Origin of the sequence: uncultured Actinomyces sp., assembly GCA_900541895.1 — a bacterium.
Classification (GTDB): Bacteria; Actinomycetota; Actinomycetes; order Actinomycetales; family Actinomycetaceae; genus Pauljensenia.
The window spans coordinates 1-21,223 of the sequence record UWSI01000025.1 but is presented as its reverse complement, the minus strand read 5'-3'; the positions used below and the strand labels follow the sequence as shown (position 1 = coordinate 21,223).

Genomic DNA, 21,223 nt, shown 5'->3' with positions numbered 1-21,223 from the left:
GCCCGGCCCTTTTGTGTGTTTTATCGTTACGTCTCCTGGGCATGCTTTCGTGAGTTCGCTTTATGCTGCCCGAGCTGCGGTCTTTTCGGAGCGCGCGGGGGCATAGATCGTGGACTCATGCGTTAGCTCTCCCATTCCCCCGTTAGCTCTCCCATTCCTGGTTTAGCTCGCTCACCTACCGCCTTAGAACAGCAACTGACCCGGAATGAATGAGCTAAACCAGGATGGGGAGGGGAGGGAGCGAAGGGGCGAGAACGAGGGAGGGGAGAGAGCGAGGGGACGAAGGCCGTGCAGAGTAACGCAGAGCGACAAAAGTTTGCCCCCGGGCGCATGAGCACCCGGGGGCAAACGCTATTCAGTATTCAGTGACGAAAGCTTAGTCCAACTGGTCGAAGGAGTGCGCCCACGCCGAATGGATGGGGTTCGCATCAGCGACCATGGCCTCGAAACGATTTTCGGCGATCTGCATAACCTCATTCAAGGTCACGCGGATCTCTCGCAGGTCCGAGCCCTCGACGCGACGCCAACCATCAGCAAGAAGCTGATCAGCCGAATCTACACGCGAGACGCATACGATCAGCGGGCGGTTAAAACGCTCGTGGTATGCCTGGCCAAGCGCGCGCAATTCTTCCTGCTTCTCGGAGTTAAAGTCACCCAAAAGGGTCGAACCGGTATCCAGCAGCGCCTGCTCATCGGCCTCGCCACCCAGAATCAGATCAACGATGTCGGTGTAGCCGGAAATCAGGGCTTCCTGTTCCTCACGGTCAGCCTGACCAACTGCATCCTGGAAGGCGTGACGCAGGTCAGCAACTGAGTCGAAAGGAGCGTGCGTCCAGGCGCGTTCAACCGGCCACGTCACTCCCGAGAACATGGGAGCGAAGGCGCGAGTGAACTGCGCTTGATCAAGGCGGTTAATGGCATCCAGATCCAACGGACGCCCGTCGACCATTGAGACAGCCGGAGAAGGCTTACGACCGATGTGGAAGAAGAGCAGGTTGAGGATGATGGCGCAGATTGAACCGATCGTCACGCCGGATCCGAAAAGAATCTGCATCCACGAGGGCACGTAGCTAGCCAGTTCGGGCTTCAAAGTGACCAGCAGACCCAAGCCAAGCGAGGTCGCAACGATCACCGAGTTACGGTTATCGCGCATATCGACAGTGGAAAGAGTCTGAATACCGACAACAGCAACAGCTGCGAACATTGCCAGAGACGCTCCACCGATAACAGGCTTCGGGATCGAGGCGACGACCGCGCCGGCCTTGGGCAGAACTCCAAGGATGATCATGAAGACACCCGCAGCGGTAACGACCCAGCGCGACTTCACGCGCGTGAGTCGAACCAAACCAACGTTCTGTGCGAAGCAGGTGTAGGGGAAAGAGTTCAGGACACCACCCAGCGCGGTCGACAGGCCGTCCGCGCGAAGAGCATTCGCGATGTGCGCTGGAGTGATGCGCTTACCCACAACCTCACCGGTCGCAAAAACGTCACCTGTGGTTTCGACGGCGGTAATTGCCATGACGATGAGCATCGAGATAATCGCTGCAACTGAGAACTTCGGGATTCCGAAGAAGAAGGGAGTGGTGACCCCGATCGGCGCTGCCTGAGAGACCGCAGAGAAGTTTGCATCCCCCAGAATCCACGCGACAACCGTTCCGCCAAGCAGACCCAAGAGGACGGCAATCGTCGCCATAAAGCCAGAGAAAATACGCTGGATAACCACGATGACAGCCAAAGTGCCAAGAGCGTATGCAAGTCCGCGAAGAGTTCCGGGAATGGGATCGGCGCCAACCTTTGCTGCCTCAGTTCCCCAGTAAACGATATCGTTTGCTGCAACCGAAATAAGGGTCGTTCCCATAACTGTCAGCAGGGTGCCGGTGACGACAGGCGGGAAGAAACGCAAAAGCTTCGCAAAGAAGGGAGCGGCAAGGAAGGTTGCAATGCCCGCAACGATAATCGAGCCGTACATCGTGGCGAGGCCTTCGACTCCCCCACCAGCAGCCAAACCAACTGCGATGAGAGGTGAGACTGCCGTAAATGTCACGCCTTGAAGCAAGGGAAGACGAACACCAATCTTCGGGCCAAGACCCGCAGATTGGATGATTGACGCGATACCACAGGTGAAGAGGTCCGCATTGATCAGGTGAACAGTAGTAGCCGAGTCAAGTCCCAGACCAGTTGCAATTACCAGCGGAACAACAACTGCCCCGGCGTAAAACGCCAGGACATGCTGAAAACCGAGGATTGTGAGCTTGGGGAAAGAAGGGACCGCATTGACCGGGTCGATTCGAGTGGTGGACATTTTTGGATGGCTATTTGCCATTGCGCTGCTCCTGCATGTCGCTCAAAAATGGACCTCTTAATTCTTACCCATTCGAAAGAAGCAATGAAAGTACCGTTTCACGGAAACTTCGGTTGCACTAATTGACAAACTCGCATAAATTTTCTTTCTTTTCCGCAAGATTCTGCGACTTCCTCTGCAGCAAAAAGAGGCCGATGTGATTGATGACGCATTTATGAGTTTGCTTGTAAAGGCGCGTTGTGCCTAAACTATTTCCCAGCCAATCAAACGGCAATGCGCTCGTAGCTCAATGGATAGAGCATCTGACTACGGATCAGAAGGTTGGGGGTTCGAGTCCCTTCGAGCGCGCAAGCGGCCCCGCTCGGTGCGTCCCACCGGTCGGGGCTTTGCTATATCCGTCTATCCCCACCTTGGCGCATAGATCTGCGCGGCACTTGCACGGGCACTCCCCTTCGGTCGTTCCCTTTATTCACAGTGATCAAGCACCGCTTTCATCGCCTTCTTTTCCCGCGGGGTCACCCCCAAACCCCAGGAACTCTTCACAACGATTTGCCGCTGCACATACGCGCAACGATAACGGGCATTCGGTGGGAGCCACTGATCCGCTCTGCTCGCCCCTTTATCTTGATTCGCGTTACCGTCAACAGCCAGCAAGTTTGTTGGATCGTTCGCAAACTCTTGTCGACGTGGAGCATCCCACTGCCACGCACCGCTGCTCCACGCATTGGCAAGCGCAACAACGTGGTCGATTTGCACCTGATCTGAGGAATCTTCACCCTTGTGGAAATCAATCGTTCTACCCGTATAAGGGTCGTCAAGGATTCCCCCGACAACCACGCAGTTCGGAGAGGACGTCTTCATTTGTAGGCTGCGTAAATCCCTTCGAAGGATGTCATTTCGCGTATCACAGCCATTTCGGTCGACATCTGCCCATCGCTGACCAAATTCATCACGTGAATAGCGTGGAACAGATCCACTGCGCGTCTGAAGCACGGGAAGCTGATCCAGGGCTTTCGCACTGTCATCCACGCTTCCTAAGGAAGAATCCGAAGGACCGCTGGAACTATTCACCCCTGTGTCCCACACGCCAAAAGCACCGCCGACGATTCCAGTGTGGACAAGTGCGAAGACAATTCCCACACTCACGCATATAAGAAGAACCCCCATCAGAAGCCGTGAGTGTCTGGGGCTTTTCCGGCGCATCAACACTTACCTCCTTCTGACAGTTATTCAGCCACTATGGCCCAGGAAACGCGCGCAGACACTAAGAGCCACAAAGTTGTGGAAAACACCGAATAAGCGTTGATCCTGTGGAAAAATCCGCTGCGCAAATACCAGCGTCTTAGTCACCGCTCCCGACGATCTTCGCGACTGAAGCACGTGCAGCCTTGCGATTTCGAAGATTCTCACGCGCAAAGTACAGACACACCAGGATCAGGGTCAGTGATCCCATTGCGATCAGCTGTGCGCGTCCGGCAGCGTTAAACATCATCAGAACCGCGATCGACAGCAATCCGATAACAGCGAACCACGGAAGCCACGGCCAACCCGGCATCCTCAGGGACAAAACCCCCTCGGCCTCGAGCTTCGAATGCAAACGGATCTGCGAAATAACGATCATCACCCACACGATCAACAGCACCATGCCCACTGCATTGATGAGCACCTGCATGATTGACGATGGAAGATACCAGTTCAAGGCGACGGAAATAAAGGCCAGAGCCACAGAAACCGCAACCGAGCGGCGCGGGGTTCGCCCGTCCTCAATATCACCGTGAAGCGCGGTTACTCCAAGGGCCTCGTCACTCTCATCAAGAGCTTTGTGCACGCGCGCACCCAGAATCCAGGTCGGTCCCATTCCGCGTGCGGACAGCGAGTATGCGATTCGGGAAGACGCGTAGATGTTCGCAGAAAAAGCACTAATCAGTGCGACAAAGACGATGATCTCCATAATCATTCCGACCGCGGGGATCCCCGCCATGTTCAAAACCGCAGCGAAAGGACTGGTCTTCATCTCATCCGAATTCCACGGCAGCAGGCAGATTAACAGGGCAACGGAGCCCACGTAGAACACCAAAATGCGCCAAATCACCGAGCGAATAGCCTGCGACATCGCGCGCCTGGCATCATCGGCCTCGGCGGCGGCAATGGTAACAATCTCAAGCCCACCAAAGGAGGTAATAATCGCAAGCAAACCAACCGCGACTCCGGGAAGGCCAGCAGGAGCAAAACCACCATTTCCAATGAAAGCCTGATGCAGGCTCTGAGCGCGCCCGGGAATAATGCCCATCAGAAGGCCCAGTCCAACGACCAGGAAGAAGATAATTGCAGCGACTTTCAATCCTGCAAGCCACGCCTCAACACGACCGAATTCGCCGGCCGCCAGCAGGTTAATCCCGCCCAGGACAACAACGATGACCAAGGTGACAACCCACTGGTCAACACTGGGGAACCAAGCTGTAAAGATCTGCGCTGCGCCGGTCATTTCCAGGCCAAGCACCATGATCAGCATGAACCAGTAGAGCCAGCCAGAGGTGAAGCCTGCCCACCGGCCGATGCCTGCCTCGGCGTAGGTCGAGAAAGATCCAGAGGAAGGAATCGCAGCGGCCAACTCAGCCAGCGCGTACATCACGGTGACGACGATTAACGCGGCAAGAATGTAGGAGACCAAAACGGCCGGGCCGGCCTCGGAAACGGCGACACCGGTACCCAGGAAGAAGCCGGCACCAATCGCGCTTCCCAGCGCCATCATCGACAGGTGTGCAGCCTTGAATCCTTTTGACCGAGGCGTGCCATGACCCGGGGATGCCATCTGCGGTCCGCGGGCACCTTCCACTGTAGATCCTGCTCCGCTCTGAGCCTTGTCTGCACTCATTGATCCGAATTGTCCTCAGTAATCTTCTTGACGTCACGTTCATCAAGCGAACGCAACCGAAGGAGTGCCCGCAGCTGCGTTGCCGTCATGGTCAATGTCCAATCATTATGTGAAGGAAGCTGCCACTTTCTCCAATGCGCAAGTACTGTGAAACTCGACCCGACAATCGTCGCAACCAGCATGCCAATTTGTTCCAGGCCCGAGTGGCCAAATGCAGCCATGATCGCCGCTGAAACGAATGCAGGAGTTGCGTAGAGATTATTTCCGCCAAATACCTGCGGGACCATCCCAGCAGAAATATCTCGAATCATGCCGCCACCGACGGCGGTCATAATTCCCAGCAGAATCGCCGGTCCTACTCCCAGGCCAGCATTCAGTGTCTTCAGCGCTCCAGTGGCCGCCCAGCATCCCAGAACGGTTCCATCAGCCAGCACCAGCGCAATCCGCCAGAAACGAGAATCGAGGCGCCAGAGCATAGCGATCAACGCACCGACCAGTGCAGTCCCTAGGTAGAAAGGATCGGTCAATGCCACCGGCGGGCCTTGATCTAGCATAATGTCGCGGAGCATTCCACCGGCCAGTGCACACATGATGGCCAAGACCATGAAGCCGACGGCATCGAAACGTTTAATGCGCGCGATACGTCCGCCGAGGATCCCGTTCAAGAGCACGCCAAGAAGATCGATGACGCGGAACAGGTCCGGCAAGGTTTGATTGAGAGTATCGAGCACGCTCACTATTGTCTTCCACCTCTCAACAGAATCCAAGGTTGTGGACGCGCAGTCTCAGTAGCCAAGATCAAGCGCGAGGCCATTCCCCTCCGCAGCGCAGCGCAGTCGCGCGACTGCCCCCGATCAGGAAACGCTGGTACCGAAGACAAGACCCAGCAGGTAGGTTGCACCGGCCGCACCAAAACCAACTGCCAGCTGACGGAAAGCACGCGGGGCGGGTGCAAGACCCGAAAGCACACCAACAATTCCACCGGTAAACATGAGCGCAATACCGACAAGGACAACCGAAATTCCCGCGGCAAACAATCCATCAAGCCTGAAAATATAGGGAATCAAGGGCAAAAGAGCGCCGAGAGCGAAACAAATAAAGGACGAGGCCGCCGCACGCGCCGGGGTACCGATCTCTTCGCTAGCTCCCGCATCTTCATCCTTGTACGCTGAAAAGATGGGGCGTCGCTCTGTGCCATCTGTACTTGGAGCGGCATTACCACCCGAACGACGATCAGATTTTGCAAGTTTTGCGAAGACATCTGCTGCGTGTGCCTTCGCGCTTTCCTCATCTTCCCCGCGAGCGCGGAAAAGCAGTGCCAATTCATTGGCATCGACATCGACTTCATTCAAAGTGTTATCAACACCGGGATCTGGAATCGATGCGTCCAATAGCTCGCGCTGAGAACTCACGCTGACCCATTCACCGGCAGCCATGGACATTGCACCCGCAAGCAGACCAGCAACTCCCGTCGTCAAAATCGCTTGCGAGCTCAGTCCCGCACCAACGACTCCCAGAATCAACGCAAGGTTTGATACCAAACCATCGTTCACCCCAAAGACCGCAGCCCGGAAAGTACCCGCTAGGGATTCACGGGAACGCTGTGCAAGTGAACGAACAACCTCGACATGCAGACGCTCATCGGCAGCGATCGCCGCTGGAACGTCAGCGTCGTCATCATATGAGGAACGTTCCTCGGTTCGTTGGGCCATCGCCAGAATAAAAATCGTCCCGAACATGTAGGCCAGTGCAGATGAAATTCGGGTACGAAGCGGAGGATGCGGTGCGGGAAGTGCGTGCTCCCCCAGCAGAGATAGCCAATACTCCTCATGGCGACCCTCGGCCTCGGCAAGGCCAAGGAGTACCTGACGTTCTTCGCCCGTCCGACGTTCAGCAAGTGCGCGATAGGTATGCGCCTCCATGCGTTCTTCGGCCAGGTAGCGGCGCCAACGTCGAATCTGCGCGCGCGAAGCTTGCTTTTCAGTGTGATGGGAATCAGTCATTGTGAATGCGCCCGCGCCTCAGCCCGCGTAGGTTGGTAGATCATCTTCGGTAATCTCCGGTTCGGCGGCCGGCATGCGGAAGAGTCGTTCCTTCACCGCGTCGGCAACTTTATCCGTGACCTTCTCACCCTGGGTGCGCACAAGCGCAGACATTTTTTCACCGGCAGCATCTAGAGGACGAGCGATCAACGGGAAGCGACGGAGCTTTCCCGCGCACGCACAAATTCGCGCGTATTGTTCACGCCCCGCTCGGGTCCCCAGCACGTAGCCGATCCCGAAACCGACAGCGATTCCCATTTTCGTTCCCATGATGCGTCTTTCTTGTGCTATCAGGCGCGTACGCGCCGGTGTGCGATGGTGACTATCGAATAAAAACTAGCCTAGTAGTTCCCCAAAGTAACACGCCACTTGTTTACCTTTTCGCACGTTATGAGACGGGGTATTTCACATCTTCTATGAAACCAGTACCGTGGAGGTATGAGCGAAGTACGTATGAACACACCCCGAGGGATCACCCTGTCGGGAACTTTCGTTCAGCCCGTAGATTCACGGGACGCCGCTGTCCTGTTTTCGCATTCTTTTCTTGCAGATGAACACTCGGGTGGACACTACGATGAGCTCGCCCGCGCCTATCGCAAGGCCGGGTACGCGACACTCCAATTCGATTACTCGGGGCATGGACGCTCCGATGACGAGGTGATTACGCGCGAGTCTCAGATCGAGGACCTCCAGGCTGCATCGGGCTGGCTTGCCGATCAGGGTTTCACCCACCAGATTATTCACGGTCACTCTTTTGGCTCGGTTACTGCACTTGCCGCGCACCTGATTCATGCGACCGCGCTGTTTCTTTCTGCTCCGGTACTTGGCCCGCTCTCCTACGACTGGAGTGCAATTTTTTCCAATAGCCAACTAGACGAATTGGAGCACACCGGCCAAACCCGGATCCCGGACGACTCCGATGGGCCTCGCGAATTTTTCACGATCTCCAAGCAGACGCTGGCCGATCTTTCCATGGTCGATTCTTCAATCATCGATCCGAAGGGCGCACCTGCATTCATCCTCCACGATGCCGACGATATCGATTTGGGTCTGGTTGATCTGACGCGCGACGCTTTCCACCGTCTTCCCGACGGCTCTCGGGTTGAAATGGTTCACGATACCCGTTTTGGTGCCGGTGAACATCCAGAAATCCTTCTCGAGGCCGCGCTTGAGTGGGCGCATCTGTGGGCAGAGCCCAGTGGGGAGTTCCGCCAGTAACGTACACACCCAGCTGTGGCGAAAGTTCTTCGTTACCCTGAAGGGGTGTCCACTTCATCGCAGCCAAGGCGCCGGCGCGCACATTCACGCAGGGGTCGCTCCCCTCATGCATCCGCGCCTTTCCGCCCTTTCACACCCGAACAGCTTGCTGCTCGGGCCGCTGCGATTCCACTGATTTCTTTCCCCGATCTTCCGGTCAGCGCAAGACGTGACGAAATTGCACAGGCAATTTCGCAGCATCAGGTTGTCATCATCTCCGGCGAAACCGGCTCGGGAAAAACCACGCAGATCCCAAAGATTTGCCTTCAATTAGGCCGAGGCGTAGGCGGCATGATCGGGCACACCCAGCCTCGCCGTATTGCAGCGCGTTCGGTTGCAGAGCGCATTGCCGCTGAGCTTGGCCAAAAGGTGGGCAAAGAGCCCGGCGAGGTCGTCGGCTACCAGGTGCGATTCACCGATGAGGTCGGTCCCACCACTTTGGTCAAACTCATGACCGACGGTATTTTGTTGGCAGAAATTCAATCGGACCCAATGCTGCGTCGCTATGACACCCTGATCATCGACGAGGCCCACGAACGCAGCCTAAACATCGATTTCATCTTGGGCTACCTTGCGCGCTTGCTCCCCTTGCGCCCCGACCTCAAGGTCATCATCACGTCAGCGACCATTGACTCGGATCGTTTCGCGCGCCACTTCGGTCGATGGAACGGTCCGATTGGACAGGGAACGCTCATTGAAGCCGCACCGGTCATTGAGGTTTCGGGTCGTACTTTCCCGGTTGAAATCCGCTACCGTCCCCTTGCCGCCGACACCCCGGCTTCCTATTCCTCCTCAAGCACGTCCCCCGATGCTCAGCCCGCTGAAAGCAGCCCGGCCACGGCCTCGGCAATCGAGGAAGAAAGCACTGGAAGCGGCGTCGAACAACTGGTTTTAGAGGACCCAGATGATCCCCTTGCTCTGGAGGGCTACGGCGCGGGTCAAGACATCGACGTCGAAACCGCAATTTGCCATGCGGTCGATGAGCTATGCAGCGAGGGCCCGGGGGATATTTTGGTATTTCTTCCCGGTGAGCGCGATATCCGTGATACCGAACAGGCGTTGCGCGATCACCTGGGCAACCGCGCGCCCAGGGATATCTCGCACTCGAAGAGCCCCGCAGATATCGAAATTTTGCCCCTATTTGCGCGCCTCAGCTCCGCGGAACAACACCGGATTTTTGAGGAACACAGCCATCGGCGCATTGTTCTGGCGACAAACGTCGCTGAAACCTCGCTGACGGTTCCGGGGATCCGCTACGTGATCGATCCGGGAATGGCGCGAATTTCGCGCTATTCCAATAAGACCAAGGTTCAGCGCCTACCCATCGAAGAGATTTCAAAGGCCAGCGCAAATCAGCGTTCTGGACGTTGCGGACGCGTTGCGGACGGTATCGCGATTCGCCTGTATTCCGCTGATAATTTCGCATCGAGGCCAGACTTCACCGAGCCGGAAATCTTGCGTACCTCGCTGGCCTCGGTCATTTTACAGATGAGCGCTTTAGGGTTGGGAGACGTTGCGTCTTTCCCCTTCGTCGATGCGCCGGACTCGCGAGCGATCCGCGATGGCATCAATCAGCTCATTGAAATCGGGGCACTGCGCCCGCTGGATTCGTCAAAGAACTCCGATTCTTCCGCGCTGGCACAGGGAAACCAAGGACTTGAGCTCACACGCATTGGTCGCGACTTAGCTCGCCTTCCCATCGATCCGCACCTGGGCCGCATGCTGATCGCTGGGCATGAATCAGGATGCGCGTCGGAAATTTTAGTGATCGTTGCTGCGCTATCGATTCAGGATGTCCGCGAGCGCCCACTGGAACACCAAGAAGCTGCAGATACGGCACACGCGCGTTTTGCTGACTCCCACTCCGATTTCTTGACCTACCTCAATTTATGGCGCTACCTGCACGTCCAACAGCGCGATCTTTCAGGTAGCGCGTTTAGACGTATGTGCCGGGCAGAATTCATTCACTACCTGCGTTTCCGCGAGTGGCGCGATATCGCCCACCAGCTGCGCGATATGGCCCGCAGCATCGGCATCAACACCGAGCCACTGGGGATGCCTTCAGCGGGTGATGTAGTCGAGCAGGCATCACGTACGGGAATTGCGGACGCCGCAGCGAAGGCTGCAGTTGCCTTCACGCGCTCAACCAGCGCGGTCGACACCGACGATATTCACCGTTCGATCCTCGTTGGTCTTCTCTCCAGTCTGGGCGCGTGGGATCCGGCAACTCGAGACTATACGGGTAGCCGAGGCACTCACTTCACCATTTGGCCTGGTTCGGGAATCACTGGCCATCCCGATTGGGTGATGACCGCGGAATTGGTTGAGACCTCGCGACTCTTTGCACGTACGGTCGCCCGTATTCGCCCCGAATGGGTCGAGCCATTGGCAAAAGACCTACTCAACCATGTCTATTCCGAACCCACGTGGAATTCTTCGCGGGGCGCGGCGTACGTTCAAGAAAAAGTGATGCTCTACGGGCTGACATTGATCGCAGACCACTCGGTGTTGCTGGGACGACTGGGATCTACTCCCCTGGGGTCAATCCGAGGCGCTGTTCCCACAGATTCTCCTTTTGCGATCGCCCAGCAAAGCCCAATCACCGCTGCCGAGCTCGCTCGTGAAATGTTCATCCGCCACGCGCTGGTTCAGGGTCAGTGGCGTGAGCGTCATGCCTTCCAACGTCGCAACGACGAGGCGATCGAGCGGGCACGGGAAACCGAACGTCGCAGCCGCACCCACGGCCTCGTCGCCGATGAAATGGCGCTGGAGCGTTTCTTTGACGATCTCCTCCCCGCCTCGATCATCTCTGCAGGGCACTTTAATCGCTGGTGGAAGAACGAAAAGCGCCAGAATCCTCATCTTTTGGATTATCCTCCTGAGCTTCTTCTTCCTCGAGGCCTGGGCCAGACCGGAGAGGGCTTCCCTAACCATTGGCAGCAGGGAGAGCTTCGCCTTCCCCTGTCCTATGAGTTCCACCCTGGCTCCCCGCGCGATGGTGTTTCGATGTCCATTCCCGTCGAGGCCTTGGGTCGCGTAAGCGATGAGGGTACCGATTGGTTAGTACCGGGTATGCGCGAAGAACTCATCACCGAGGCAATACGCGCTCTTCCCAAGGCCAAGCGCCGCCTACTTGCACCCGCTCCCGAAGTCGCAAAGAGCCTTGCCACGTGGATTGATGATTTCCGAGACGGCCGAGTAAGTGCTCACAAAGAGCCTGATCACGCACACTCTGGTGAGAGTTCCGCTGGCGCTATTCCTGATAAAGATCCCGCCTCGTTGAGCGCCGCTCTTGGGCGCCTAGCGGCATGGGGACAGAAAACAGGTCAGGGTCGTAGCGATAAGCGCCTGTCCAAGGCCAGTACGTCAACGAAAGACGAACGGGGTCAAGGCCGTGATCTTTCCGCAGCTTCCTCAGTTCAAAGCTCTGATAGGTCCCCGAAATCTTCCACTCAAAATCCCGGTGGAGCCCGCACCGCTACCGCACAGACTCACTCGGCATCCTTCGACGAACTTTTCACGCGTGCAATCCGTGAGCTGCGAGGCGTTGACCTGAGCGATTCTGATATCCACACCATGCGCGACGCACTTCCCGATCACCTGCTCATGACCTTCGTTGTCCACGATCGTCAAGGACGCGAACTGGGAAGCGGGAAAGATCTGGGATATCTCAAACGCACCTTGGCCGGTGCGACCGATAGCGCATTGCGAACGGCCGTTCGCCAAGCATTGACCGAAGCACAAGAACGCAGTGCACATCGCTCAGATGCGAAACCAAAGCCTGAGTCTGGGAGATACTCAAGGACTGCGCCTGGCGAGCAAAAAGCTCGCGCGCAAAGGAAGGAAGCGACGGCCTCGGGAACAATCGATGGTAGCGAGGGCACTCCCGGAAGTGAACTTTTCGCCGACGATCTTGAGGATTTCCCGACCACCCCTTTGCCACCCTCGATTGAATCTCAAGCACAGGGGCTCACAATTCGCGCATTCCCGGCTTTAGTCCCCCAAGGGAAGCCCGAGAATCCGCTGGCAGGTGTGCGTGTCATGGCAAATGCTTCGCAGGCAAGAAGTGAACACGGATTGGGTGTGGCAAACCTCGTCCTACGCCGCGTTCAGCTATCGACCAAGCGCGTCTCAACGCGTTGGAGTGGACGCGAGGCACTCATGCTGACCTCAACTCCCTATCGAAGCAGCGAGGCTCTGATCGCAGATGCGCAGTGGGCAAGCGTGCGCACGCTCACGGTATCTCTGAGCGGAAATCAAGGGCTATGGACGGTACGTAATCGCTCAAGCTTTGACGACCTTTCCCAGCGCGTGAGGGATCTACACGAAGACCAGGTTTATTCGATTATTGAAGTCGTTGTGCGCGCGATGGAATCCTGGGCGCAGCTACAAGATACCCTTGCGACTGCGGATGCACGGGCCTATTGCGCACTCCGCGAGGATGCCGAAAGGGTCGCGCATTCCCTGGTATTTGATGGATTCATTGCAGCAACACCTATTGAGCGCCTTCGTAACCTTCCGCGATACATTCAGGCTCAATCTTTACGCGTCCGTAAAGCTTTGCGTTCACCTTCCGATCTTGCACGTGACGAGGGGTCTGTCCAGGCCCTAGCGCAGGTCGATAACGAGCTCAATGAACTTCGCGAGCTCATGGATACGCGTCCTTTCAACGCGCGCCACGCCAGTGCATTTGAAGAACTTTTGTGGATGCGTGAGGAGCTGCGCGTTTCTCTATTTGCGCAAGAACTGGGGACCGCGCGCAAGATTTCACCTCAACGCATGTTGGCAGCGATTGATCGTCTTCACGAGGCCATATGAAGCGTGAAGACGCACGCGCAATGGCACGTGAATTAATGGATCACCACGGTTTAAGAGACTGGTCGCTGCGATTTGATCGTGCGCGTAGACGCGCGGGGGCATGCGTCCATACACTTCGCGAAATTCGCCTTTCGGGGCCGTTGGTTGACCTCTACGATGCGGAAACGGTACGTGGAGTCATCCTGCACGAAATTGCCCACGCTCTAGTTGGCGCCTCACATCATCACGATGCGATCTGGCAGGCGAAAGCTCGCCAACTTGGTGCCCCCGATAGTGCGCGCTTATCGGCATACTTGCCCTCGCCTCGGCCATCATGGGTGGGAGTATGCCCCGTCTGCGGAACACGGCGGGAACTATATTCAGCTCCCCGACGGGTCACCTCTTGCGGTGCGTGTTCACGCACTTTTGATGCCTCGCGAATCTTTATCTGGTCCCATAAAGGACAACCTCGTCAACCCGGCGGACAGTATGCTCGCCAACTACGCAGTTTGAGACGATACGGTCACCCAAATGGATAACAATGCGTAAACGTACTGACGGGCGTTACCATATGTCCATTCACCTGATCACTTTTGCTGAAGGACGTATACATGTCTGCCTCCACCCCATTCGATGACGGCGCAACGACCAACACTGGCGAAGAACGCGAAAACCTGACCTGGCAAGAGTTCGGCGACGCAGCACGCGAGCTGGCACAGCAGATCGTGAATTCCGGATGGAAGCCCGACCTGATCGTTGCAATTGCGCGCGGTGGACTGATCCCCGCTGGAGCAATCGCCTACGCAATGGGTGTGAAGGCCATCGGAACTATGAACCTTGAGTTCTACACCGGTCTGGGTGAGACTCTGGATGAGCCTCAGGTTCTCCCTCCGCTGATGGATGTTTCGGCTCTGGATGGCAAGAAGGTACTCGTTGTCGATGATGTCGCTGACTCGGGTAAAACCCTAAAGAAGGTTATGGAACTGATCGACGAAGACGGACTGAGCCTTGATGGGAAGACCCACGCAAAGGTCGACGCTCGCTCGGTTGTTATTTACAAGAAGCCTGTCTCGATCATCGAACCGGACTACATCTGGCGAAAGACCGCTCTGTGGATCAACTTCCCCTGGTCAGTTTTGCCTGTGGTCGAGGCCGAGTAACACTCAAATTCGAGCATGAATAATACGGGACTGCGCGCTGCTCGCAGTCCCGTTTCATTAAACGACCGGTATTTTCCAATCGATGCCGGTTACACCGCAATGAGTGGCACATAACTCCCGCTTAAGTCACCCCCAGGCACTTTTCGTCTTCCGTGATCACACGACTCAAAGAAATACGCCGCCGCCCCACATGCCCAGCGAGAATCCTCACTGGCACGACGAATCACAACCGGAAGCACTTCCCCCTGAGAACCCACAGTGAAGAGCTCGTCCTCAAAGAGGACCGCCCACTCCGAGGAAAGAATCCGCACTGCGCTTCCATCAAGGACGATGTGATCAATCTTGGTCATTTCACTGAGCCGCTCCAGAAACCTCGCAAGGTTGCGAACAAAGCTCAAAATCGCCTTTCGGCAGGCCTGATCGCCGCCCTGTGCCATACGAATCAGTTCTTCGATATCACGTGGCCGATCAGTATCACCAGCACTTATACGGGCTGCGCGCGCCTGCCCAATAACGGCTGAAGGAACCAGCGACCCACTGACACATCCGTAATGCCCCTGTGCACATACCGCATTGCTTCCCTCAAGATGAAGGTGAGCAATTCTTCGGTAATTTCCAGCGGGATCAGGGCAAATTGCGCCATTCTTCACTTCAACGTAGCAGACGTTTTCCGCGATCTGAACGATCAGGAAATTATCCAAACGCTGTCCGACACCGTATATGGCTTCGTACCTTGCCAGCCCTTCAAGACTGTTGATAAGAGAAAGCGGAAGTCCGCCCTGTCCAGAGATTGAATCGAGTAGCGGAAAGTCCAACCATCCCAGTTCTTCGACCGTACACCTTCGCCCATCGATCACTTTCCCATCGAGGGATAGGCCAATTCCCTTGATATCCCCATATGAACGAACGCTTTCTGCCATCTCACTGCAGAGAGTGTTAATCGTGGCAAGAATGGCATTCGAATTATTTTCAATGATTCGCGCTCGCTCTTCACGCGCACGCCCAGAGCGATCCATCACAACGGTATGGACCCTTCCAGGCAACAGCGCAATCCCAACAGCACACTCATCAGAGCGCTTGAAATGCGGTATGTGAATCGGCGGCCCCGGAGGGTCGGCAGTCTTCTTGTGAATATCGTATGGCTCCATCGCGCACCTCTTGATAACTTCTTCGTCACCTAGACACGGGCGTACCCAGCGCGCTCAGTGTATACCATGACCACCTATAATTGCTCGGATTTCAACATTATTGGGTAAACCAGGCCCGCATATAACCATAAACATTCGCATTGCCATAGACCGAGCAGTCATTACCGTGTCCCGCAAGCGCCCCCTGGTTGGGAACATAGGGTGTGTAGTTGTACAAACTGGCGGTTGCACGATTAGCCGGAGTGATTTCAACGGATGCGCATTCTTCGGCAGGACCGTAGCGGGCCTCGACCCTTTCTCCCGCACGGAAACGGAAGCGCTCAGGCCTCACGCGATAGATCGCAAACTGGCGCGCGGCGTAATAGACCTGCCGCTGAAAACCTGCATAATCCGGATCACAGGTCGAGTTATCCGGGCAGGCATATCCCATCGCGCTGGGATAGCTAAACCACTGAAACATTCCACCCGACGCGTAGATCAGACCCTGCTCTTTTTGCAGCGTGACCAACAAAACTTGGGGATTTACTCCACATGAACGTGCTGACTGACCAATAATCTGCGCAGCGGTTTCTTCTTCGCCGCCCTGGTATCCCCATTGGCAATACTCATCAGCGGGGAAAGTCTCGGTGACGGCTTTGAAATCCTTCAAACACGGAACATCTTGATCATTCACTCGTCCCGCGCGACAGCCTTCTCCCTTTTCGTTGATAAAAGTAGCGATCTGCTCATCATTCATGGCGCTCGAGTTATCCAGCACAGCATCAGACATGATGTTTTCCGGGGCAAAACCCGAATAGTCCAAAGGAATTCCGCGAGGCGCCTCAGAGGCTGTTTCTTGCGGCTGTTCTTGTGGCGCCCTGTCCGTACAGCCGACTATCCCGATTGTCGAGGCCGCCGCTACACAAAGTGCGACAAGCGCGCCTATGCGCTTGTTTCGTTTCGTCACCGAGTTGCGCTCCTCATGATGTACTCAATGATGGCTGGAGTGCAGTTCTCAATGGTCTCACGAGTGGCCTCAAAATCAGAATAATCACCGTACCAGGGGTCCGGAACATCGAGGTCACGCCCGTGACTAAACTCTTCCCCACTCACCTCAAATTCACGGAACATGCGAATCTTCGGATCGGGCCCTCCTGCAAGCCTTTCAAGGGCGCGAAGGTGGGAGGAAGTCATCGCAAGAATCAGATCCCAACGCTGAAGCTCCCCCACCTCGACTTGGCGGGCTCGGTGCGAGGGAACGCGATATCCGCCCTCTCGCAGCGCTCGCGCAGCACGAGAGTCGATCCCGTGTCCATGCTCTTCATCGCTAATCCCGGCCGAATCAACAACAACATCAAGCCCACGCTGTGCGACGACTTCACGCAGGATTTCTTCGGCCATGACCGAGCGGCAGATATTGCCGGTACACACCATAAGGACGCGATAGGACACGGGATCAGCTCACTTGCTGAAAAGTGAGAGGTAGGCGCAAATGGCCTCGAAGGAGTGGTATGCGGCCTTCTCACCATTCATGTGGAAGTCCTCGTCAGCGCCTTCTCCCGTCAGATCCGAGATCGCACGCAGGCAGATCCAATCCACGCCGTTCGACCAGCACACCTGGGCCATGCCGCACGTTTCCATGTCAACAGCCAGCGCATCGGGGAAGCCGGCGCGGATACGGGCAACGACCTTTTCCGAAGCGAAGGAGTCACCGGTAACGATGCGGCCGGTGCGCACGTGGTGCGGCTGGGCATCGTTGAGACCCGCGAGCGCGTCGATCGCGCGCTGCGAGGAGTGGTAGTCGACGGGCATACGCGGAATCTGACCCAACTCATAGCCGAAAACAGTAGCATCGGCGTCGTTGTAGATTGTGGAGATCGCTCCCGCAATGTCGCCCACTTGGATTCCACCCTCAAGACCGCCCGCGGTACCACCCGCGATCACGATCTTCGGGGTTGCCAGGGTCAGGCCTCGGGCCACTGCTGCTGCCGCGTTCGCAATACCAATACCCGAGGTGATGACGACGACGGTGTGGCCTTCGAGCTGACCAAGGGCGTAGCTCTGCTGGTGATGACCATCGGCGCCAACAACAAGGGTTTCAACCGCAGTAGAACCGGGAAGAGGCGCAAGCGCATCCAAGAAAGGCTGGGCTTCCATCACCATCGCGCACTGAATGAAGGCGTCGACCTCGGGAAGCTGACGCGAAGGGGTCAAGGTCAGGGACATGAGTACCTCTCTGAGAAGTGTCTGGGGGTCGTCAGGTCTGAATGATTACTTTGCTGCCGCGGCATCATCCTGAGTGACAACCAGCCACTTGTCGCGGTGATTCAGGAACTCGCGAACGGCTTCCTGCGCACCTTCTAGGGAGTGGTTTGCACCCCAGCCGCACTGCACCTCGTTTGCGGCAGGAACTTCAGTGGCATTGAGGATATCTTCGAAAGTCGCCTGCAAGATCGGCAGGAACTCCTCAGTCTCAACGCCCAGGAGGAGGGCATAGAAGCCGGTCTGGCAACCCATGGGCCCGAAATCGATGAGCTTATCGGTGTGGTTGCGCATCAGTTCAGCGCTGAGGTGCTCGATGGAGTGAACCGTGGGCATCTCAAGGTGTGCCTTATTGGGCTGGGTAAAACGGACGTCGTACTTGATCAAGACATCGCCACCGGGAAGAGTCTTCCGATCTGCGACGCGGACGTAAGGAGCAAGGACAGTGCGGTGGTCGAGGTTAAAGGACTCAACATTCATGCGTTCACTCATGAAACCCAGTTTATCGGGATTTAGGTGGCGTGCTCGGGCGAGTCTCGCATGCCGCACGTTGTGTAGAACACCATCAATGATGGGCTTTTCGCTGCAAACTCCACTTCATTGCAGCGGAGCGAATGAGTGATCACCGTCGTTCATCTCCAGTTATTTTCAGGCACAATAGAGGCATGGATCTTCAGCCGTCGATTGATGTCACTTCTCCCGATCAGTACAGCGCAGGCACCCCTACACCTGCAGCCATCGTCGCCGGTGAAGTTCCCGCCAGCGAGGCCCCTCGCCCGCTCTCCGCTTTCGATATGTTTTCAATCGGTATTGGTCCCTCTTCTTCACACACGGTCGGTCCGATGCGTGCCGGCCTCGCCTTCTCCACGGAGCTGTGTGCGCTTCCCGATTATTCACATCTGTCTCACGTAACCATCGACCTTTTTGGCTCTCTTGGCGCAACCGGACGAGGTCACAACACCGACCGTGCAGTGCTGCTGGGTTTAGCGGGCTATGACCCGGAAACCGTGTCCATTGAAACAGTTGAGAGTCTGATTCCCCAGATTGCTTCCAGCGGTAGTCTTCCCTTCGCGGGTGGCCGGGAAATTCCTTTTGATATCGAGTCCGATATCCGTTTTCTTCCGCGCACGGTCCTGAGTTACCACGTCAACGCGCTCACAATCACTGCTTACGCAGGAGAGAGCTTGGTCCTTGAGCGCACCTACTATTCGGTGGGTGGCGGCTTCGTTATGGCCCAGACGAATAACGATCCCGAACACCCCGAGATCGCATCCTTGGCCTCTGCACAAGAGACAACGGGAATGTGTACGCCCGCGCCCTATCCCTTCTCGACGGCCGCACAACTTTTGGCGCAATGCGCGTACTCGGGCCTATCCATCGCCGAGGTTGTCCGCGCAAACGAACTTTCTGCGCGTTCCGAGGTGGCTTTGGACGCCTACCTCGACCGGATCGCACACACGATGTTCCACGCGATTGAGGCGGGGATTTCCTCCACCGGTATTTTGCCCGGTGGACTGGATGTTCCTCGTCGCGCGAACGCTTTGGCCGCACAATTGCGCGCGCGCGCTGAAAAGGCTTTTTCAGCAAGTGAGCGCCGAGGCTGGGCCGGGGTTATGCAAGATCCCCTGCGTGCCATGGATTGGGTCAACCTCTACGCTCTGGCGGTGAATGAAGAAAATGCGGCCGGGCACAGGATCGTCACCGCTCCCACCAATGGCGCAGCCGGCGTGATCCCAGCAGTGCTGGGCTACCTCGTTGCTTTTTGTCCCGAGGCCGGAGCGAGTTTCCCCGACTTCTCCCCCTCGAATTTGGCTGGGATTTCAGAGCTCCCTCTGGATGAGTCGTCAGAGTCTGCCAGTTGCCGTCGCGCATCGATTCACGAGTTCTTATTGGCCGCGACTGCGATTGGTGCTTTGATCAAGACGAACGCATCGATTGCCGGTGCTGAGGTTGGCTGTCAGGGAGAGGTCGGCTCGGCCTCGGCAATGGCGGCTGCAGGGCTTGCTCAGGCTCTGGGCGGTACCCCTCAGCAGGTGGAGAACGCTGCTGAGATCGCCATGGAGCATTCTCTGGGATTGACCTGTGATCCCGTTGGTGGGCTTGTTCAGATCCCCTGTATTGAGCGCAATGCGATTGCTGCTGTTAAGGCAATTAACGCTGCTCGCATGGCCCTGTGGGGCGATGGCCGCCACACCGTGTCCCTGGATGTCGCCATTGAGACAATGCGTCAGACAGGGAACGACATGCTCTCAAAGTACAAGGAGACCTCAGCGGGCGGCCTGGCCGTCAACGTTGTGGAGTGTTGATCGCAGTTTCTTCGCCGTTTTCGCTTGCTGCAGATGCTTCTGCTACTGCGGCTGCTTCAGCCTCACGCTTCTTACGGTTCTTGCGGGCAAAGCCCCATAGGACTGCAGTCGTCATGAGCACGGCAATAATGCCGACAACGACGGCAATCATCCAGGTCTGAACGACTGCGGGTTCAACCTTTGCTGATTCTGCAGCAACTTGCTGATCATCCATGGGAACGCGCTCACCGGTGACGAGCAGTCGGTGAGTATTGATGCCGTAGGGCGTACAGGTAATCAGAGTTGCAAGGTCTTTTCCTGCAACCTTGTTCAGGCTCTCTGTTTCATTGGGAAGAACAGTCCGAATATCAGTGACCTTGTATTTGAGGTGACGGCCTAGAACTTCAATGTAGAAGACATCGCCGACTTTAACGCGGTTGAGGTGATCGAACATGGTTGCACTGCCCAGTCCCGAGTGGCCGGTAAGAACTGTGTGAGTTCCTTCGCCACCAACGGGGAGCGCAGTTCCAAAGAGGTGTCCAACGCCTTTTTCAAGAGTTGAGGTTTCGGTGCCGTGATAGATCGGAAGGCTGATGTCGGCCGAAGGGACCTTAACAGTTGCCATCACGGGGTTGACGTTAAGTTGTGAGAGGTAATCGGAGTATTGGGGAGTGTTGGGCCGCTGAGATTCCAACCAGGGGTCAAGGATGGGTGCTTCGGCAGCGTGGCGGTTGTATTCGTCAGCGCGCGCGAGTTCATCTTTTAGTACATCGGGACCAAGGTTGGTTTGTTCGGCGCTGAATGCTTTGGCAATGCGCTGTTGTTCGAGATTGTTCTGATAGGTCGCGATAACGGGGTAAAGCAGAACCAGAATCCCCAGCACCAGCAGAACGGGCGGAAGAATTGTGAAGAGGCGACGGCGGTGTTGGGCCTTGCGAATGCGTTGACCACGTTCTTCCGCAGTTTCAGGTATCTCGTCCTTAACCTGGGTATTTGAGAGGCTGTCGTCTGCGTGGATCTCGTTCTCGCTCATGAGTCGCCTTTTAAATGGGGGTTGCGTTGATTGTATAGAAACGGGTGCGGGAAGACCCACGGGTCTTCCCGCACCCGGCTGTT

General features: G+C 56.5%; 17 protein-coding genes and 1 tRNA gene. 6 read left to right on the top strand and 12 right to left on the bottom strand.

The features are described from left to right. Nucleotides 1-376 precede the first annotated feature (376 nt). Nucleotides 377-2,302, bottom strand: coding sequence for a solute carrier family 23 protein (locus tag QZR18_RS06640; RefSeq protein ID WP_295910752.1), 1,926 nt, complete (start codon nt 2,300-2,302; stop codon nt 377-379). 275 nt (nt 2,303-2,577) lie between these two features. On the opposite strand from QZR18_RS06640, the gene QZR18_RS06635 reads away from it, so the two are divergent. Further along, nucleotides 2,578-2,650, top strand: a tRNA-Arg gene (locus QZR18_RS06635). A gap of 117 nt (nt 2,651-2,767) precedes the next feature. Here QZR18_RS06635 and QZR18_RS06630 read toward each other — a convergent pair. The 5 genes from QZR18_RS06630 to QZR18_RS06610 all read right to left on the bottom strand — a co-directional run bounded on the left by QZR18_RS06630 (nt 2,768) and on the right by QZR18_RS06610 (nt 7,489). Further along, nucleotides 2,768-3,448, bottom strand: a complete 681-nt coding sequence (locus QZR18_RS06630; RefSeq protein ID WP_291458918.1) for an HNH endonuclease family protein — start codon at nt 3,446-3,448, stop codon at nt 2,768-2,770. A 196-nt stretch (nt 3,449-3,644) separates the two neighbouring features. After that, nucleotides 3,645-5,177: an amino acid permease gene (locus tag QZR18_RS06625; RefSeq protein WP_291458919.1), complete on the bottom strand. Its 1,533-nt coding sequence runs from the start codon at nt 5,175-5,177 to the stop codon at nt 3,645-3,647. Beyond that, nucleotides 5,174-5,914, bottom strand: coding sequence for a trimeric intracellular cation channel family protein (locus QZR18_RS06620; RefSeq protein ID WP_048712392.1), 741 nt, complete (start codon nt 5,912-5,914; stop codon nt 5,174-5,176). The genes QZR18_RS06625 and QZR18_RS06620 overlap by 4 nt, the downstream gene beginning before the upstream one ends. A gap of 117 nt (nt 5,915-6,031) precedes the next feature. Further along, nucleotides 6,032-7,180: a VIT1/CCC1 transporter family protein gene (locus QZR18_RS06615; protein ID WP_178705862.1), complete on the bottom strand. Its 1,149-nt coding sequence runs from the start codon at nt 7,178-7,180 to the stop codon at nt 6,032-6,034. Between the two features lie 18 nt (nt 7,181-7,198). Next, nucleotides 7,199-7,489 (bottom strand): hypothetical protein, encoded by a 291-nt coding sequence (locus tag QZR18_RS06610; RefSeq protein WP_048712395.1) that lies wholly within the window; start codon nt 7,487-7,489, stop codon nt 7,199-7,201. Between the two features lie 168 nt (nt 7,490-7,657). On the opposite strand from QZR18_RS06610, the gene QZR18_RS06605 reads away from it, so the two are divergent. The 4 genes from QZR18_RS06605 to QZR18_RS06590 all read left to right on the top strand — a co-directional run bounded on the left by QZR18_RS06605 (nt 7,658) and on the right by QZR18_RS06590 (nt 14,433). Continuing rightward, a complete protein-coding gene (locus QZR18_RS06605) occupies nt 7,658-8,437 on the top strand; it encodes an alpha/beta hydrolase (RefSeq protein WP_009407841.1) in 780 nt (259 codons plus the stop codon). Nucleotides 8,438-8,482: 45 nt separating this feature from the next. After that, nucleotides 8,483-13,294 carry a DUF3418 domain-containing protein gene (locus QZR18_RS06600; RefSeq protein ID WP_366921413.1) on the top strand — a complete coding sequence of 1,604 codons (4,812 nt, stop codon included), beginning with the start codon at nt 8,483-8,485 and terminating at the stop codon, nt 13,292-13,294. Further along, nucleotides 13,291-13,812 carry a SprT-like domain-containing protein gene (locus tag QZR18_RS06595; RefSeq protein ID WP_178705856.1) on the top strand — a complete coding sequence of 174 codons (522 nt, stop codon included), beginning with the start codon at nt 13,291-13,293 and terminating at the stop codon, nt 13,810-13,812. Before QZR18_RS06600 ends, QZR18_RS06595 begins: the two co-directional genes overlap by 4 nt. 72 nt (nt 13,813-13,884) lie before the next feature. Continuing rightward, nucleotides 13,885-14,433, top strand: coding sequence for a phosphoribosyltransferase (locus QZR18_RS06590; RefSeq protein ID WP_009407838.1), 549 nt, complete (start codon nt 13,885-13,887; stop codon nt 14,431-14,433). A gap of 89 nt (nt 14,434-14,522) precedes the next feature. On the opposite strand, the gene QZR18_RS06585 is transcribed toward QZR18_RS06590, so the two are convergent. From QZR18_RS06585 to QZR18_RS06565, 5 genes are all read right to left on the bottom strand, one after another. Next, on the bottom strand, nt 14,523-15,449 hold the full coding sequence (locus QZR18_RS06585) for an ROK family protein (protein ID WP_295910755.1): 927 nt from the start codon (nt 15,447-15,449) through the stop codon (nt 14,523-14,525). 229 nt (nt 15,450-15,678) lie between these two features. After that, complete coding sequence (locus tag QZR18_RS06580; protein WP_295910749.1) at nt 15,679-16,527, bottom strand: hypothetical protein; 849 nt, start codon at nt 16,525-16,527, stop codon at nt 15,679-15,681. Continuing rightward, complete coding sequence (locus QZR18_RS06575; RefSeq protein WP_178705809.1) at nt 16,524-16,994, bottom strand: low molecular weight protein-tyrosine-phosphatase; 471 nt, start codon at nt 16,992-16,994, stop codon at nt 16,524-16,526. The genes QZR18_RS06580 and QZR18_RS06575 overlap by 4 nt, the downstream gene beginning before the upstream one ends. A 27-nt stretch (nt 16,995-17,021) precedes the next feature. Then, nucleotides 17,022-17,786 (bottom strand): 5'-methylthioadenosine/S-adenosylhomocysteine nucleosidase, encoded by a 765-nt coding sequence (gene mtnN / locus QZR18_RS06570; RefSeq protein WP_178705800.1) that lies wholly within the window; start codon nt 17,784-17,786, stop codon nt 17,022-17,024. Between the two features lie 45 nt (nt 17,787-17,831). Then, a complete protein-coding gene (locus tag QZR18_RS06565; protein ID WP_009407833.1) occupies nt 17,832-18,314 on the bottom strand; it encodes an S-ribosylhomocysteine lyase in 483 nt (160 codons plus the stop codon). 173 nt (nt 18,315-18,487) lie between these two features. Between QZR18_RS06565 and QZR18_RS06560 the strand changes: the two genes are divergently transcribed. Next, complete coding sequence (locus tag QZR18_RS06560; protein WP_178705803.1) at nt 18,488-20,128, top strand: L-serine ammonia-lyase, iron-sulfur-dependent, subunit alpha; 1,641 nt, start codon at nt 18,488-18,490, stop codon at nt 20,126-20,128. Here QZR18_RS06560 and QZR18_RS06555 read toward each other — a convergent pair. After that, nucleotides 20,109-21,140, bottom strand: coding sequence for a class C sortase (locus QZR18_RS06555; RefSeq protein ID WP_178705806.1), 1,032 nt, complete (start codon nt 21,138-21,140; stop codon nt 20,109-20,111). The genes QZR18_RS06560 and QZR18_RS06555 overlap by 20 nt on opposite strands. Nucleotides 21,141-21,223: the final 83 nt, after the last annotated feature.

Bases quoted from the DNA above. Each gene is read 5' to 3' on its own strand.
- QZR18_RS06640 (WP_295910752.1), bottom strand. From the start codon at position 2,302: ATGTCCACCACTCGAATCGACCCGGTCAATGCGGTCCCTTCTTTCCCC.
- QZR18_RS06625 (WP_291458919.1), bottom strand. From the start codon at position 5,177: ATGAGTGCAGACAAGGCTCAGAGCGGAGCAGGATCTACAGTGGAAGGT.
- QZR18_RS06615 (WP_178705862.1), bottom strand. From the start codon at position 7,180: ATGACTGATTCCCATCACACTGAAAAGCAAGCTTCGCGCGCGCAGATT.
- QZR18_RS06610 (WP_048712395.1), bottom strand. From the start codon at position 7,489: ATGGGAACGAAAATGGGAATCGCTGTCGGTTTCGGGATCGGCTACGTG.
- QZR18_RS06605 (WP_009407841.1), top strand. From the start codon at position 7,658: ATGAGCGAAGTACGTATGAACACACCCCGAGGGATCACCCTGTCGGGA.
- QZR18_RS06595 (WP_178705856.1), top strand. From the start codon at position 13,291: ATGAAGCGTGAAGACGCACGCGCAATGGCACGTGAATTAATGGATCAC.
- QZR18_RS06590 (WP_009407838.1), top strand. From the start codon at position 13,885: ATGTCTGCCTCCACCCCATTCGATGACGGCGCAACGACCAACACTGGC.
- QZR18_RS06585 (WP_295910755.1), bottom strand. From the start codon at position 15,449: ATGGATCGCTCTGGGCGTGCGCGTGAAGAGCGAGCGCGAATCATTGAA.
- QZR18_RS06575 (WP_178705809.1), bottom strand. From the start codon at position 16,994: ATGGTGTGTACCGGCAATATCTGCCGCTCGGTCATGGCCGAAGAAATC.
- mtnN (WP_178705800.1), bottom strand. From the start codon at position 17,786: ATGTCCCTGACCTTGACCCCTTCGCGTCAGCTTCCCGAGGTCGACGCC.
- QZR18_RS06565 (WP_009407833.1), bottom strand. From the start codon at position 18,314: ATGAGTGAACGCATGAATGTTGAGTCCTTTAACCTCGACCACCGCACT.
- QZR18_RS06560 (WP_178705803.1), top strand. From the start codon at position 18,488: ATGGATCTTCAGCCGTCGATTGATGTCACTTCTCCCGATCAGTACAGC.
- QZR18_RS06555 (WP_178705806.1), bottom strand. From the start codon at position 21,140: ATGAGCGAGAACGAGATCCACGCAGACGACAGCCTCTCAAATACCCAG.